A 15,590-nucleotide genomic window follows, 5' to 3' on the forward strand; every position below is an offset into this window, starting at 1 on the left:
CAGATCACGCTGATTTGCGGAATCCCCTTGAGTCAGAATCCACGCCCCTTGGTATAAAGCGTGATCGCCAGCATCGCCGCGAAAATCAGCATGTGGACCCCGCTGCGTGCTCCGGCCATGCCGAATCCGGCGAGCAGCGATCCACCCAGCCCGAATCCGAAAAGCATGGCGTAGACAATTTGGGGCGGATGTCTTTCGGCGGCCCCCTCGCGTAGCCTCGCAAATTCGAACACATTGGTGAGGGCCGGCAGCGCCAATGTACACGCGGACCGATAATTGGACTGCGGGCAGGCCTCGATTGCGGCTTCCCAGAGTTTCTTCTTGGATTCCCGTATCTTGATCAGTTGCTCGGGGGGCCAAAGTTCCGTGCCTTGCCAGAGCGACAGATCACGCGGCATTTGGTACAGCGCAATCCGGTCGGCCGTATAGTCCTTCAGTTTGGCTTGTAGATCGCGAGCTTGCCCCTCAAAAAGGCTGAGACGGTCATAGGCGGTGCTGACCGCGTTCGCCTCCTGGAGGACTAGCTGCCGGCGTTCGTCGAAGCGCTGCAATGCGCCAGATATGGTGAAAGCAAGAAGCAATCCGATCAAGGCGAATACTGCGCTCTCGATGGTGGTGAGGCTCGACATGCTGTCGACGCCCTCTTTTCTCATATGTCGCAGGCCAAGTAGCCGCCCGCAATGCAACAAGAGCAGAGAACTGATGAAGAATAGCGCGGTAATTCCGAAAGCAAATAACTGGAATACCACCGGCGTGACCTCTCACTTTGAAAGAAAGCGTAGCCTACTTCAAGAGGGCCGGAGACCAGAAGTCTTGGTTACGGTAAAATAAACGAGGAACTGAGTCAAATGGCGGCCGGCGCTCTTGGTGCACTCTCCGCCTCTATGATCTCCAAGGCCGTTCCATCAAACCTTCGACTATCACCGAACGCAGCAGAAATTCATCCTCCGCAATGAGGGCGACAGGACGTGGCAATATAGAAAGCACGCCGTCCAGATTTAAAAGATGGACCAGGTTTTTGATCCCGGGCTTTGGTGGTGCGATCTTCTCCAGCGAATGGAAGGAGGCACCATGGGCCAGGTTCTCCACGGCAGCGCCACCACGACAGAGGCAATCCGTCGAGCGATACAGCATAGTGAATAGAGCCCGAGGGCATTGGCGAGGCGCTGCGGGATCAATCAGAAGTCCGTAGCGAAGTGGAAGAAGCGGACATCCGTTGCCGATCCGCCGACCGGCCCGAAGGAGCCGCGGTCGCCAGTGCTATCCATCCAGGAGGAGACGGTCATCGTCGCCTTCCTACAGCATACACACCTGCCGCTGGACAACTGCCTCTACGCTCTGCAACCGCCAATCCCGCACCTGACGCGGTCCTCGCTCCACCGCTGTTTGCAACGCGAAGGGATTGGCCGGCTACGAAAATCCCTACGCGAAAATAGCGAAGGTGCTTCCAGCGACCCACCGAAGTTCACGGCATAAGCCTGAGATTGACAATCGGGCGGCATTGAGCCGAGGTCCGAAGAGCGCTGAATCATCCAAGTGACGTAGATTTTCATACTACGGCGCCAAGTATGTCTGCCGACCTACAATGACTTGTTAATTGTCCATCACTGGGTAATCACAGTTTCGCTATAGTGATATAGAACCAAGGTACACTAGGCAGAAGGCAAAAAAAGAGCTCCATAGTTGTTTATGAAGAGGGGCACCTTAACGTCAAGCGGTATGGATGACGACAACTCCGACCTCGCAAATCTCCGCAGCTCGGCAATACCGAGTTCCAAATCCTGTTGATATGCCATCAAGGTGCCTCTTGGCCTGAATGTCCACTGGCGCCGAGCTTGAACATACGGCGACCCTCGACGGCCGGTGGGGCCTATATCCTAAATGGAATGATGTAGCGTAATTGACGTATATGCTCCGCCAAAACCAATATTTTGTGTATTTATCCCGTAAAAAAATGTTTAAAAATTAGAATTTATAGTATAGCGTGTCAAATTTTGGTCTGCAATTGCACCTTAGTACAGGGTCCAGATAGACATTTGTCGCTTTAATGTAGTGGGGTGACATCACATCTAGATCGAATAGGCTCTGGGTTCCGGCATCTTCGACGGCGCCGCGCTGGTGCAGAATTTCGGGAAGCAGAACCCCGCCAACACGCTCTGGTCCAAGCAAAAGACAGTTTTGTGAGGAGTTCCCATATGCCCATTCGATCTGCCCAGCAGACTGCACTCTCGAAGTACGACCGGCTGATTGCAGTTGCCCGCAGTCACGAGCACGCCGTGACCATTGTTGCGCATCCCTGCGATGAGACCTCTCTGCGAGGGGCGGTAGACGCGGCAGCCGAAGGGCTGATCGACCCGGTGCTGGTCGGACCGAAAGCAAGAATCCTTGCCGTCGCCGCCGAACACGGCATCGACCTTTCCCCTCACGAGATCATTGATGCCCCGCACAGCCACGCTGCCGCCGCAAAGGCTGTCGCGCTGATTCGGGAGGGCAAAGGCGAACTCCTGATGAAGGGGAGCCTGCACACTGACGAACTCATGCGCGAGGTCGCGGCGTTAGCCATTGGTCTACGCACTGGACGGCGGATCAGCCACGTCTTCATCATGGACGTACCCGGACATCCCGAGACCCTGTTCATTACCGATGCCGCGATCAATATCTTTCCTGATCTCGATGCCAAGCGTGACATCATCCAGAACGCCATCGATCTGTGGAACGGCATCGGACTTGGCACGCCGCGTGTTGCGATATTGTCTGCCGTCGAGACCGTAACCGCCAAGATACCCTCCACCATCGAGGCGGCTGCCCTGTGCAAGATGGCTGATCGCGGCCAGATCCCCGGTGGGTTGCTCGAAGGTCCTCTAGCCTTCGACAATGCGATCAATCCTGAAGCCGCTCGCATCAAGCAAATCTCTTCCCCAGTGGCCGGAAACGCCCAGATTCTGGTGGTGCCTGATCTGGAGGCCGGCAACATGCTGGCGAAGAATCTGACCTTCCTGACGCATGCAGACGCCGCCGGCGTCGTGCTCGGCGCGCGGGTACCGATTGTGCTGACCTCGCGGGCCGACTCGGTGCGCACGCGTCTTGCCTCCTGTGCGGTTGCCGCGCTCTACGCGGCGGCGCGGCGGCGCGATGCTGCAATTGCGGTGGCCTGAACGATGGATGTCATTCTCGTCGTAAACGCCGGCTCTTCCAGCCTCAAATTCCAGATCTTCGCGATCGAGGGCAGCGAGCTATCGCGTCAACTGCGCGGCCAGATTGACGGCATAGGAACGCGGCCCCGCCTGCGCTGCAACAGCTCCGACGGCTCAGTCTTGGTCGACCGGACCTATGCTGCCACCGAGGTTCCCGATCTCCAGGCCGCTACAGCGATAGTCCGCGTATGGCTCCGCGATCGGGGCGGCTTCAAATTACGGGCCATCGGCCACCGAGTGGTGCATGGGGGCCCCGATTACGACCGTCCGGTGCGAATCGATAGGGACGTGCTTGCGCACCTCACGGCTTTGGAAGACCTGGCACCGCTGCACCAGCCCAACAACCTGGCACCGATCCGGCTGGCGATGGGCATCGACCCATCCATGCCGCAGGTCGCCTGTTTCGACACTGCCTTCCACCGCGGCCATCCCCCTCACACCGACTGCTATGCGCTGCCTCGTGCGCTCTATGATGGCGGCGTGCGCCGATATGGCTTCCACGGCCTCTCCTACGAATATATCGCCGAACGTCTTCGGGAGGTTGAACCTGATCTTGCGGGCGGGCGGGTCATCGTCTCCCATCTCGGCAGCGGCGCGTCGATGTGCGCGCTGGACGGCGGGCGCAGTGTCGAATGCACCATGGGGTTCACCGCGCTTGACGGCCTGCCGATGGGTACTCGGCCGGGCCAGCTCGATCCTGGGGTCGTCCTTTATTTGATTGCCCAAAAGGGCATGAGCGCGGCCGAGGTCTCCGATCTGCTCTACCGCGATTCAGGTCTCAAAGGCCTGTCAGGCGTTTCCAACGACATGCGGGATCTGCTGGCGAGTGATGAGCCTGGCGCTGCCTTTGCCATCGATCATTTCATCCATCGCTGTGCACTGCATGCCGGCATGCTTGCCGCATCACTTGGCGGGCTCGATGCCTTCGTCTTCACTGCGGGAGTGGGCGAAAACGCACCTGCAATCCGCGCACGCATTGCCGATAGGCTTGGCTGGCTGGGAGCAGAGCTGGATCGGACTGCCAATGAGGCCGGTGCCGTAAGGATATCGACGCTCAAAAGCCGTGTCGCGCTCCTCGTCGTGCCAACTGATGAGGAAGTGATGATTGCACGCCATACCCTGGCGCTCATCCATGCAAGCTAGGGTGGCTTCCGGTCAATATTGAGTTGAGAAACGCTCTTTCCTCTGTCGCGAGGTACTCTCTTCATACAAGCCGGTGTCCACCTCACTGCCAAAACGCACCAGCGCGACAGCAAATCTGCTATGCCGCTGTCCACCAAGACGGTTCGCATCCATGCCATCTCGCTCGGTCCGCTCGCAAAGCGCGGCTTGCGGCATCGCAACGAACTGCTCGCGAAGGCCAAAGTCAGGGCTCTTGCCCGTGAGTTGTCACTATCGACGATGTCGGCATGGCCACTGACTTCCTCGCTCACAATGCGGGCACGTGGCACAGGGGCGATGAGACTGGGATGGTTGCAAGTGGTCATTGTCACAAAGGACAACAGACGTCGCCGTTTGATAGTGGCACCTTCACTCGCGGCCAACATTGCGGAAGAGAAGGTAATTGCGCTCGATTCAGTTTGCCTCGAACAGTGTCCGAATGTCCGCCGCCAGTAAGGTGGCCCTTGTCCGCATAGGCGTGAACTAGGCATCCCGCGGTGGGTGCTTCGACTACCACTCCCGCACCATGATCAAGGAGAATATCTACCGCTCTGACCTTGACCAGCTTTGAGCGCTGCAAGCCCGAGGCAGTGTGGATGACTCTGGTAAGTAGCGGGAATGAAGCTTCCTTTTCCGGAAAAGCTTATGAAAGGATGATCACCGAAGTCGTCAGAATAAACGCAGGCTATGCTTTGCAATGTTGCAATTGACCGGGTAGTTATACGCTTAGGCTAAACTCACTTCAAGCTTGGGAGATCCCCTGTGCCGAAACGAATTGCCCTGATATTGGCTCTATTAATCACAGCAGGCATGACAGCTTGCGCACCTCATCCGCAAATAACAAGCGAGACCGTGGTTATTGCAGGGCTGGGGCCTGTGGAAGTTGAACGAATCGACGTGACGGTTGCAGCCGTCAATCCGGGCAACCGAACCGTCATCGTGGAGCAGGGGGCCTACAAATGGCTCGTTGACGTTCCGCCGATATTTGGCGATCTACACCAGATTCGAGCAGGTGATAGGCTCCAAATCAGGCGCGCCGATGGTGCGGTTCTAAACATGCGGAGAGCCAGAAGAGGCGAAAGGCCAGGCGTCGCCTACACCGAGACAGTGAGTGAGCCGAGGTTCCAAAATCTCCCTGACAAATATGTGGCGCATTCGGTGACGTTGACGGCGAAGTTCGAAAGCTTCGATCCGTCCTCAGGAATAGTTCACTATGTTGGCCCCGCAGGCTACAACTCTCTCCGGGTGATGGATCCAGCCATCCAGGCCGATCTTGGTACATTGCGGAAGGGTGATATGGTGAGCCTGACTTTTGGGGAGGCCTACCACATCTTGAAGGAGTAAAAGGCACTCCGCTTGCGTCGTCGTCGGCAAACCTTATGTAGCACTACGTCAGATCGGCCTCCGCCTTTGATGCGAGGCCGCGGACCAGGAATTGTGTTCACGGACAAACCTAGCATGGCACCAGCCAGTGCATCCATCAGCGACATAGTGCGACTTGAGGCTTAGTGTGTCTTGTGAGGGTAGACTTTAGTGAGACCACGGAAATCTATGGCACGGTTGCCGGTTACTTTAGGCAATCATAAGAACCAAGGCTTTTTTCCACGGCCTGCGAATATCGCGTTTTTCAAGAGGGCGTCCTGATATTCCGAATGTCCCTATAGCTTGGCCTTAGAGCTGCGCCTGTCGCCCTTTGCGCAGCCCGGAAATCTCTGCCGGGGATGGTCGCGATCCCGCAGGCTGATGATCATCCCATTTAATGGCTATTTGGGTCCATGGAACAGCAGAAGATTCCGCTCAAAACGACGCTTTCGCGCTTTGCCCACGCGATTGGACATTTCGCGGCCTCAGAGGTCGGCTGGAAGGCCAAGCTGATGTTTGTCGCGCTGGTCGGACTGTTAGGTGGGGTCAACGGGCTGAACGTCCTCAACAGCTATGTCGGCCGGAACTTCATGACCGCGATCACGCAACGCGACAATGAAGAGTTCATTCGGCAGGCGCTGTTTTACGTCGGCGTGTTCGCGGGTTCCACGGTGGTCGCCGTCATCGCGCGCTTTGCCGAGGAACGTCTGGCCCTGCTCTGGCGGGAATTCGTCACCCGGAGGGCCATCGGATTCTACCTGGCCGACGCCACTTACTATCGCCTGGATGCCTCCAGCGAACTTGCCAATCCGGATCAGCGCATCGCCGAGGACCTCCGCACGTTCACGGTGATGACCCTGTCCTTCGTGCTCATGGGCCTCAACAGCAGTTTCACCGTCATCGCCTTTTCCGGAGTGCTGTGGTCGATCAGTCCGCTGCTTTTCATCGTGGCGGTATCCTATGCCGCCTGTGGATCATACCTGACGATTGTCCTGGGGCGCCCCCTGGTGAACCTCAACTACAACCAGCTCGATAAGGAGGCCAGTTTCCGCTTCGGCCTGATCCATATCCGCGAGAATGCAGAGGCGATCATGCTGACCGGGAGCCAGGAACGGCAGAAAAGCCGCCTTCAGGAGCAGCTCAATGAATTGATCGCGAATTTTCGCGTCATCACGGCAGTCAACCGCAATGTAGGCTTCTTCACCACGGGCTATGGCTGGCTGATACAAATCATTCCCATCCTGATCATCGCACCGGCATTCATGAGAGGAGACATCGCTTTTGGCGTGGTAACTCAATCGGCGATGGCATTCTCGACAATGGTGGCAGCGTTTTCGCTGATCATCACGCAGTTCCAATCGCTGTCGAATTTCGCCGCCGTGGTTGCCAGGCTCAGCTCCTTGATGAGCGCCATCGAGCATGCGCAGGTCAGAGTAGGCGGGTCCGTCGAAATTGGCGAAACGGAAGGCCGTCTGGACTTTGATCGGTTGACCTTGCTCTCCCCGCACACCGGCGAGATATTGCTGAAGGACTTGTCGATATCAATTGCCCCCGGGTCGAATGTGCTGGTCACGGGCCCCAACGAGGCGGCGCGGACCACCTTGTTCAGGGCAACCGGGGGCGTCTCGGTTGCTGGCTCCGGACACATCCTGCGTCCGCGTTCCGGCAACATCCTGTTCCTGGCCCAGCAGCCCTATCTGCCGCCCGGCACGCTGAGGGAGGCTCTCGTACCGCCCTCACGGGAAAGTGAAACCGGGGACGAGCGCCTCCGAGAAATGCTGCATGATCTGGATCTCGACCACGTCCTGGCACGTGCGGGCGGGCTGGACACTCCCCAGGATTGGGAGTCGCTGCTTTCCCTGGACGATCGGCGCCTGCTGGTTTTTGTCTACACCCTCCTTGCAGCACCGCAATTCGCCTTCCTGGACCGCATCGATAGCACGCTTGGCTCCGACCGGGCGCGCAGGTGCCTCGGCCTGCTTTCGCGGAACTCGATTGCCTATCTCGTCAATTCGGAGACCAAGGCCGTCGCCGATCTCTGCGAAGCCGTACTCGAATGCGCTGAGGATGGTAGCTGGACCTGGGTCGAGACCCGTCCTGACGTACAATTGACGCCCCAGAGCTAAGGTCTAGATGTTGAGCGCACCATCATCAAAAGGGGCGACGGCGTCATGGCAGATTCACGAGTGACTCAGGAACTGGCGTTGATAGATGCCTATTGGCGGGCAGCCAATTATTTAGCGGTCGGGCAGATCTATCTCTATGATAATCCGCTGTTGCGGCAACCCCTTACGAAGGAACATATCAAGCCGCGCCTTCTAGGCCACTGGGGTACAACGCCGGGCCTGAACCTGATCTATGCGCATTTAAATCGGATCATCAAAAAGCATGACCTGGACATGATTTACGTCACGGGTCCCGGACATGGCGGTCCGGCGCTGGTTGCGAATGCCTATCTGGAAGGAACTTACAGCGAAGTTTATCCGAATATTTCACAGGATGTAGAGGGCATGAAGCGCCTCTTCACCCAGTTCTCATTTCCCGGCGGTATACCCAGCCATGTCGCCCCCGAGACGCCTGGGTCCATCCACGAGGGCGGCGAACTCGGCTACGCGCTGTCCCACGCCTATGGAGCCGCCTTCGACAATCCGGATCTGATCGTTGCCTGCGTGGTAGGCGACGGCGAGGCTGAAACCGGCCCGATGGCAACGAGCTGGCATTCTAACAAGTTCCTGAATCCCGTGACGGACGGTGTGGTGCTGCCCATTCTGCATCTCAACGGGTACAAGATCGCCAATCCCTGCGTGTTGGCGCGGATCAGCCACGATGAATTGGATCAGCTCTTTCGCGGCTATGGCTACACGCCCTATTTCGTCGAGGGCGACGAGCCGGCCAAGGTCCATGAGGCGATGGCGGCGACCCTTGATCAGGTCGTCGCCGAGATAGGGCGGATCAAGGCCGATGCCGCGGCGAGCGGCGTTATCGAGCGTCCCCGATGGCCGATGATCGTGCTTCGCACGCCCAAGGGCTGGACCTGCCCCAAGGAGATCGACGGCAAGCGCACCGAGGGATATTGGCGCTCGCATCAGGTGCCCATGGGGGAAATGCACGCCAATCCCTCGCATGTCCGCCTCCTCGATGAATGGATGCGGAGCTATGGGCCCGAGGAACTCTTCGATGATGGAGGCCGCCTGCGGCAGGAACTCGCGGAACTTGCCCCGAAGGGAAAGCGTCGGATGAGCGCGAATCCGCACAGCAACGGCGGCCTGCTCCTGAAGGATCTCCGCCTGCCGGATTATCGCGACTATGCGGTCACGGTGAGTTCTCCCGGGGAGACCATCGCGGAATCGACTAGGGCCATGGGCACGTTCCTGCGCGACGTCATGAAGCTCAATCAGGATGCACGCAATTTCCGGCTTTTCAGCCCCGACGAGAACAATTCGAACAGATGGCAGGATGCGCTGGAAGTAACCAACCGCGCCTGGCTTGGCGACATCTATCCCTATGATGACCACCTCGCCCCGGACGGACGCGTGATGGAGATGCTCAGCGAGCACCAGTGCCAGGGCTGGCTCGAGGGCTATCTGCTGACGGGAAGGCACGGGTTCTTCTCATGCTACGAGGCCTTCATCCACATCATCGACTCGATGTTCAATCAGCATGCCAAATGGCTGAAGGTGTGTAACGATATCCCCTGGCGCCAGCCGGTTGCCTCGCTGAATTATCTTTTGTCCAGTCATGTCTGGCGGCAGGACCACAATGGCTTCAGCCATCAGGATCCCGGTTTCATCGACCATGTCGTCAACAAGAAGGCAGAAGTCGTCCGCGTCTATCTGCCGCCGGATGCCAATTGCCTGTTGAGCGTGACCGATCACTGCTTGCGCAGCCGCAACTATGTCAACGTGATCGTGGCGGGCAAACAGCCGGCCCCGCAATGGCTTACGATGGAGGAGGCCATACGGCACTGCACCGCGGGCCTCGGGATCTGGGAGTGGGCCAGCAACGACAAGGGCACCGAACCCGACGTGGTGATGGCCTGCTGCGGCGATGTGCCGACGCTGGAGACTCTCGCGGCCGTCCAGCTTCTTCACACCCACGCGCCGGACTTGAGGATCCGCGTCGTCAATGTCGTGAATCTCATGACACTGCAGCCGCCCAGCGAGCATCCACACGGCATGTCCGATCATGATTTCGATGCACTGTTCACGACGGACAAGCCGATCATCTTCGCCTTTCACGGCTATCCGTGGCTCATCCACAGGCTGACCTACCGGCGGCACGGCCATGCAAACCTGCATGTGCGTGGCTACAAGGAAGAGGGGACCACCAGCACTCCCTTCGACATGTGCGTCATGAACGATCTCGATCGCTTCCATCTTGTGGAGGACGTGATCGACCGCGTTCCCAAGCTCGGCTCACGGGCTGCCTATGCCAAGCAGGCCGTTCGGGACAAACTTATGGAGCACAAGGATTATATCGCGCGGAATGGCGACGACATGCCCGAGATCGCCGGCTGGCGCTGGGGTCGGCTGGAGGCGGCCGCGGCGCAGGGCTCCACGGAAGCCGACAACGTCTGAACTGACGTGAGCCACCAGGATGAGCTTGCGATTGAGGAATTTCAGTGCGTCCGCTCGTGCGCGGCATAACGCCATCTCTAGAGCAAAATGCGTTCAGGCAGGAGCGAATTTGGAAGTTAACTTGCTAGTATAAAAAGCGTTTTGCGATTCTTGGTGGTTCGATCTGAAAGTAAAACGCTCTAGAGCAAAGCGCGTTTAAGCGTAGACGCTGCTTTGCTCTCACTCTTTGTTTCGACGCATCTTTGCGATTCCAACCGATTCCGTCAAATCGCAAAACGCTTTAGAGCCGGGCCTCAAATCCGCCGCGGCTCTAATCGCCCTGGATGAACATTCAGGGGGAATCATACCCCGATTTCGGCGCGTGGGCATCGCCATCGCACGGAGAGAGACCTAGCTCGGCGCGTTCACCCTCAAGGGATTTTGCGACTATGCCTCGATAGGGCGCTCCCACGCCTATGAGCTTCTGAACGCCGGAGAGTTGAAAGCCCGCAAAAGCGGTGGCCGCACCTTGATACTCAAATCAGATGCCGATGCCTATCTCGCCAGCCTTCCCGAATTCAAGGCACGCGGCACACGGCGAAGACTCGCAGCGACGGCGGGACTTATGCTGAAGATCGCTATTGCGATCGCCACAGCCGGCCGCCGGGAGGTGCTTGCCGATACTGTGCTCTTCATGCGCAACCAGGAACGCCCGCCAGAGGAGTTCCTGATCTGCCGGGCAAGGCCCGAGGATGCCGATGTAGAGACGCTCCGACAGGCGCATCCCCAGCTCGTCACAGTGTCGAGCCCGGTGGGCCTGTGCCGTCAGCGCAATGTGCTGATGGCCGCCAGCAACGCAGATGTGATGGTGTTCTTCGACGACGACTTCCTGCCCGATGCCGATTTCCTGGTGGAGATCGAGAAGCTCTTCCATGCCAATCCGGACGTGGCGATCGCCACGGGCTGCGTGCTGGCCGATGGCATTCGTGGCGCCGATAAGTTCGCGTCGACCATCGAGACCCAGAGATCGCTGATCTCGACCCTGCAGGATCGCGTGACCATGCGCTCTACGGCGGCGGCAAAACAGACTGACACCAAATCGAGTGTTATCGACGCGACCGAAACTCTCAAATACCAGATCACTCACGAGGCGATCCAGCAGGGCGAACTCGCCGATGCGGAGGCAGGCGCGGCCGTGCTGGAGCGCGAGATCGACAAGACGCTGCAGGGCTTCATCAGCGACAATTCCGAGAAGCTCGGCGATGCCGAACGCCAGATCGACGATCTCACCCAGAAGCTCGCCAAGGCGACGGCCGAGCGCGAGCACAAGACCATCCTCAGCCCCCTCTCTGGCACGGTGCAGGAATCGGTGATCACCAATGTCGGCCAGGTGGTCACGGTCGGGCAGGAGGTCATGCGCATCGTGCCCGACGATTCCAAGCTCGAGCTGCGGGTCTATGTGCTCAACACCGACATCGGTTTCGTGAAGGCGGGGCAGGAAGCGGTGGTGAAGATCCAGTCCTTCCCCTTCACCCGCTACGGCACCATCACCGCCAAGGTGACCAACGTCGTCACCGACGCCGTTCCCGAGCCCGATGCCAAAGAGCTCGAAGGCAATCCGGCTGCGCAGATCTCCAACGCCACATTTGCCGGCGCCGAGCGTACGCAGAACCTGGTGTTCCCGGTCACGCTCGTGCCAGACAAGACCATCATGGGCGCCGATGGCCACAATGTGCCGCTCACCCCCGGCATGGCGGCGACGGTGGAGATCAAGACCGACAGCCGCAGGATCCTCGAATATGTCTTCTCGCCCATCGTCGAGGTGACGAGTGAAGCATTCAAAGAGAGATGAACAGTTTCAAGATAGTGTCACGGTCCTAAAGACGCCATTCCTGGCAGGGCCTCAGTCGAGAATCAGTGTCGGCCGATCGGCGGCGCGGCATAAGGGCGTGCGCTTCGGCCCACCGCCGCTGCTCAAGGTGGAGCAGATTGCTCTGGGCCAGAAGCTCATCAATGCAGGGCCATCAGCGCGCCAGGTCGCCAAGGCGCTCGACGTGCATCCCGCAACCATCTATTGGGTGCTTCGAGGATCGAGTTCAGCAAACGATGCGATTGTTTGGCCCCATGATTTCCGGGATCTCTTTAGCCTTGCTCTGGCTTGCGATCACAATCATCCTAATGCGCCGATCGGGCTGGCACGAACTGATGCATCGCTATCCGGACCAGGGCGAGGTACCTTATCTGCGTCTCAGAGGCCAATCGGGCGCAATGAGTAGGAACGTTCGCATGAGAGGTATTTTGACTCTTAGTGTGTGCCCCTCTGGTCTTCGGGTTGGCGTCTGGAGAATTTTTGGGCTGTTTTGCCGCCCGTTTTTTGTGCCTTGGCGGGAGATTCATTTTGAAGAGAAGGGCTCGCTGCTATGGACCTCTGCCAGAATGCAATTCGGCAATCCGCCTTGCGGCGAACTTACCATTTCTAAGGGCGTCGCAATTCGATTGGCGCGTGCGTCGCACGGGCGCTGGCCAACCCTTGAGCGCTGATGGGCAGTTGATACCTCAAATTGGGGCCGAACAAGATTTTCTCCCCCAGACACGCTAAGCGAATTATACCAAGGGGCCCGAATTCTGACTCAAGGGGATTCCGCAAATCAACGTGATCTGATTCGATGGCGTGGGGAGGTCCTGCGTCATGCCTGCAGCAGTGAAGCTACGCTTAGATTACACTCCGGCCGAGCTTCGGCGGCTGGCGGCCAATGGTAAGCATGCCAATCAGAGTCGCCGACTGCTGTCGCTGGCGGCGGTGTTGGAGGGGCGCAGTCGAGAAGAAGCGGCGCGGATTGGCGGCATGGACCGGCAAACACTGCGCGACTGGGTTCACCAATTCAACGAGCACGGTCCCGATGGGCTGAAGGATCATTGGTATGAGGGACCCTCGGCCCGCCTGAGTGCCGAGCAATTATCGACCCTCGCCGATATTGTGAAGACGGGACCGGACCGGGTCGAGGATGGCGTGGTGCGGTGGCGCCGGGTCGATCTGAAGCGCGTTATCGAGGAACGCTTTGGCGTCAGTTATCATGAGCGTACGGTGGGCAAGATCCTCAAGCAGATCGGCTTTTCCCATATCAGTGCCCGTGCGCGTCATCCCGGCCAGAAGCCCGAAACGATCGCGGCGTTTAAAAAAACTTCGAAGCTACGCTGAAGGCGCATCTGGCCCATCTTCCCAAGCACAAGCCGATCGAGATCTGGTTCCAGGACGAGGCGCGGATAGGCCAGAAGAATGGCCTTGTACGTCAATGGGCGCTCCGCGGCACCAGGCCACGCCAGCCGGCCGATCAGCGTTACCAGAGCGCCTATCTGTTTGGAGCCATCTGTCCGGCTCGCGGCGTCGGCGCCGGCCTGGCCATGCCCTATGCCGATACGCCAGCCATGCAGGAGCACCTGGACGAGATCAGTCGCCTGGTGGCCAAGGACGCCCACGCCGTCCTCATCCTCGACCGGGCAGGATGGCATACGACAAACAAGCTGAAGGTCCCCGCCAACATCACTCTGATCCTGCTGCCTTCCCGCTCCCCAGAGCTCAATCCTGTCGAGAATGTCTGGCAATACCTCAGAGCAAACTGGCTCTCCAATCGTGTCTTCGACACCTATCAGGACATCATCGACGCTGCATGCGAGGCCTGGAACAAGCTCACCGCATCACCAAACGTCATCACTTCAATCGGAATGCGTGATTGGGCCCATATCGGTCAATAATTAGGGCCGTTGGTATTACTCAAGTATTTCAGTTGGTTGAGGGGACCAACCATTTGGGTCCATTTGAGTCGCGTTGAGAGGCTTTGACACTGCTCGGAGCGGCTGAGCGACAAGCCCAGCATCATGCGCATTATCGAACTGGTGCCAGCCTGATACCAGCGGCACTCTTAGGGCTGGGGCTCTCCTGCAAAACTGCCCCAGCCCTGGGGTGAGTAGAGGCCCCGCAACGTGACGCTCACCATGGCCACGAACGCAGCATCGAGATCGGGTGTCGCGGGGGCCGTGCTGGCGCGCCGTGGTCTACGCTGCCCTTGTCCCTACGGGGCCGCATTGCGACCGAGAAGCGTCCTTGGCTGTCGCGGGGACACCGCCTATCATCAGGCAATCCCACACAGCGCCGTATGAACCTGTCGTGGCGTTCCTGTGGGTTAATTTCCGCGGGCAACGCCAAGGCCCGTCGTAGCGCTTTCCTCACCCAACTCAGCATCTTCTGGACCCTCAGGCCGCATAGTAGCAGCCGTCCGGCAGCCGGGCGAAGACAGCCAATAGTGGGAGGTCACCTATACTCCTGGAGCTCAGCGTCGGTCATCCGCACATTCCAGAACTCATCAAACGTCGGCGCTAACCTTGCGGCATCCGGCTGTGGACGCAATGAATACCCCAAAAGCTTCGTGGTCACTTGCCCGCTCGCCCTGTCGGCATCGCCTTCTATTCGGTTCCTGTCCATCGGCACGCAGCTTCGATCCACGCTTCCTCCCCACGATCGGCCGCCCGCTCGCAGTTGCGCTTCTTAACGCTCGCTGTAACCAGCTCACGGCGGGACTTCCACCCGCAAGAGTGCGCCCATGCTGGGCGCACAAGCAAAAACGGCCCGGCGCGCGCCGGGCCGTTTCCTTTACGTATGGTCAGGTCACTGGAACGTGACATTGCCGTGCGCGTCGATGTCGATCGTCACGGGGGTGCCCGACAGTTGCGCCGACGCTTCCAGCGTGTTTTCGGCGGTCTGGCGGAACGACGAGGCCAGCGTATAATTCTGCGCCGCAAAATAGGCGACGAGATCGGCGCTGCTGACCGAACTCAGATTGGTGATCCGACCCTTGGAATTGACAGTCACCGCGCTCGCGGCGGCGGTGGAGGGGAGGCTGTCGACGGATGGCGTCGTCACCGCGGGAGCCTGCAGGGCCGCACCCACCGTCGCGCCTGTGCCGGCCGTGACGCCCGATGCTTCGTTGCCGCCCAGCGAAGTGCCGCCCGAAAGGCCGCCGCCGAGCGATCCGCCGGCGCCGCCGACCGATCCGCCGGCGCCGCCGACCGACCCGCCGAGGCTGCCGGTGAGCGAGCCTGCGGTTGCGGCAAACGGGACCGCGGCGGTCAACGCCAGGGCCGTCAATGCAATGCCAATGTTTTTCATCGTTTCACCTTTTCTATCAGTGTCTTGAGCTCCAGGTCCGATCAGGCGGAGGAACGACATGCCGGAGAGTGTGATGTGGGAAAAATTCCCACATCACCGTTTTATGTTGATTCGGGACTTGTTGTCAAGGGCGTGGGATTGTATCCCACGCTG

At 58.9% G+C, this 15,590-nt stretch carries 11 protein-coding genes and 2 pseudogenes; 10 read left to right on the forward strand and 3 right to left on the reverse strand.

The window, feature by feature from the left end:
• Nucleotides 1-32: 32 nt before the first annotated feature.
• Nucleotides 33-629, reverse strand: a complete 597-nt coding sequence (locus tag QQL24_RS20405) for a bestrophin-like domain (RefSeq protein WP_284314143.1) — start codon at nucleotides 627-629, stop codon at nucleotides 33-35.
• Between the two features lie 253 nt (nucleotides 630-882).
• Nucleotides 883-1,089 carry a hypothetical protein gene (locus QQL24_RS20410; RefSeq protein ID WP_284314170.1) on the reverse strand — a complete coding sequence of 69 codons (207 nt, stop codon included), beginning with the start codon at nucleotides 1,087-1,089 and terminating at the stop codon, nucleotides 883-885.
• Between QQL24_RS20410 and QQL24_RS20415 the strand changes: the two are divergent.
• The 10 genes and pseudogenes from QQL24_RS20415 to QQL24_RS20460 all read left to right on the forward strand — a co-directional run.
• A pseudogene (locus tag QQL24_RS20415) lies at nucleotides 1,072-1,413 on the forward strand (transposase family protein); the annotation flags it as partial. The gene QQL24_RS20410 and the pseudogene QQL24_RS20415 sit on opposite strands and share 18 nt — an antisense overlap.
• A 672-nt stretch (nucleotides 1,414-2,085) precedes the next feature.
• Nucleotides 2,086-2,169 (forward strand): annotated as a pseudogene (locus QQL24_RS36720) (DUF3141 domain-containing protein); the annotation flags it as partial.
• A 26-nt stretch (nucleotides 2,170-2,195) separates the two neighbouring features.
• A complete protein-coding gene (locus tag QQL24_RS20420) occupies nucleotides 2,196-3,155 on the forward strand; it encodes a phosphate acetyltransferase (RefSeq protein ID WP_431310724.1) in 960 nt (319 codons plus the stop codon).
• Between the two features lie 3 nt (nucleotides 3,156-3,158).
• Nucleotides 3,159-4,337, forward strand: a complete 1,179-nt coding sequence (locus tag QQL24_RS20425; RefSeq protein ID WP_284314144.1) for an acetate/propionate family kinase — start codon at nucleotides 3,159-3,161, stop codon at nucleotides 4,335-4,337.
• Nucleotides 4,338-4,457: 120 nt separating this feature from the next.
• A complete protein-coding gene (locus QQL24_RS20430) occupies nucleotides 4,458-4,811 on the forward strand; it encodes a hypothetical protein (protein ID WP_284314145.1) in 354 nt (117 codons plus the stop codon).
• Nucleotides 4,812-5,117: 306 nt separating this feature from the next.
• Nucleotides 5,118-5,699 carry a hypothetical protein gene (locus QQL24_RS20435; RefSeq protein ID WP_284314146.1) on the forward strand — a complete coding sequence of 194 codons (582 nt, stop codon included), beginning with the start codon at nucleotides 5,118-5,120 and terminating at the stop codon, nucleotides 5,697-5,699.
• A 431-nt stretch (nucleotides 5,700-6,130) separates the two neighbouring features.
• Nucleotides 6,131-7,843: an ABC transporter ATP-binding protein/permease gene (locus QQL24_RS20440; protein WP_284314147.1), complete on the forward strand. Its 1,713-nt coding sequence runs from the start codon at nucleotides 6,131-6,133 to the stop codon at nucleotides 7,841-7,843.
• A 45-nt stretch (nucleotides 7,844-7,888) separates the two neighbouring features.
• Entirely contained in the window at nucleotides 7,889-10,294 is a 2,406-nt protein-coding gene (locus QQL24_RS20445) for a phosphoketolase family protein (RefSeq protein ID WP_284314148.1), read from the forward strand.
• 508 nt (nucleotides 10,295-10,802) lie between these two features.
• The gene (locus QQL24_RS20455) at nucleotides 10,803-12,125 is read left to right on the forward strand and encodes a beta-barrel domain-containing protein (RefSeq protein ID WP_348536475.1); all 1,323 of its coding nucleotides are present in this window, start codon (nucleotides 10,803-10,805) and stop codon (nucleotides 12,123-12,125) included.
• 837 nt (nucleotides 12,126-12,962) lie between these two features.
• Nucleotides 12,963-14,026, forward strand: a protein-coding gene (locus QQL24_RS20460) for an IS630 family transposase (RefSeq protein WP_284314149.1) whose coding sequence is annotated in 2 segments (ribosomal slippage) — nucleotides 12,963-13,449 and nucleotides 13,449-14,026 — 1,065 coding nt in all. Because the reading frame shifts where the segments join, the coding sequence is not laid out codon by codon here.
• Nucleotides 14,027-14,936: 910 nt separating this feature from the next.
• On the opposite strand, the gene QQL24_RS20465 is transcribed toward QQL24_RS20460, so the two are convergent.
• Complete coding sequence (locus QQL24_RS20465) at nucleotides 14,937-15,437, reverse strand: hypothetical protein (RefSeq protein WP_284314150.1); 501 nt, start codon at nucleotides 15,435-15,437, stop codon at nucleotides 14,937-14,939.
• Nucleotides 15,438-15,590 lie beyond the last annotated feature (153 nt).

This window comes from Labrys miyagiensis, assembly GCF_030160835.1.
GTDB lineage: Bacteria > Pseudomonadota > Alphaproteobacteria > Rhizobiales > Labraceae > Labrys > Labrys miyagiensis.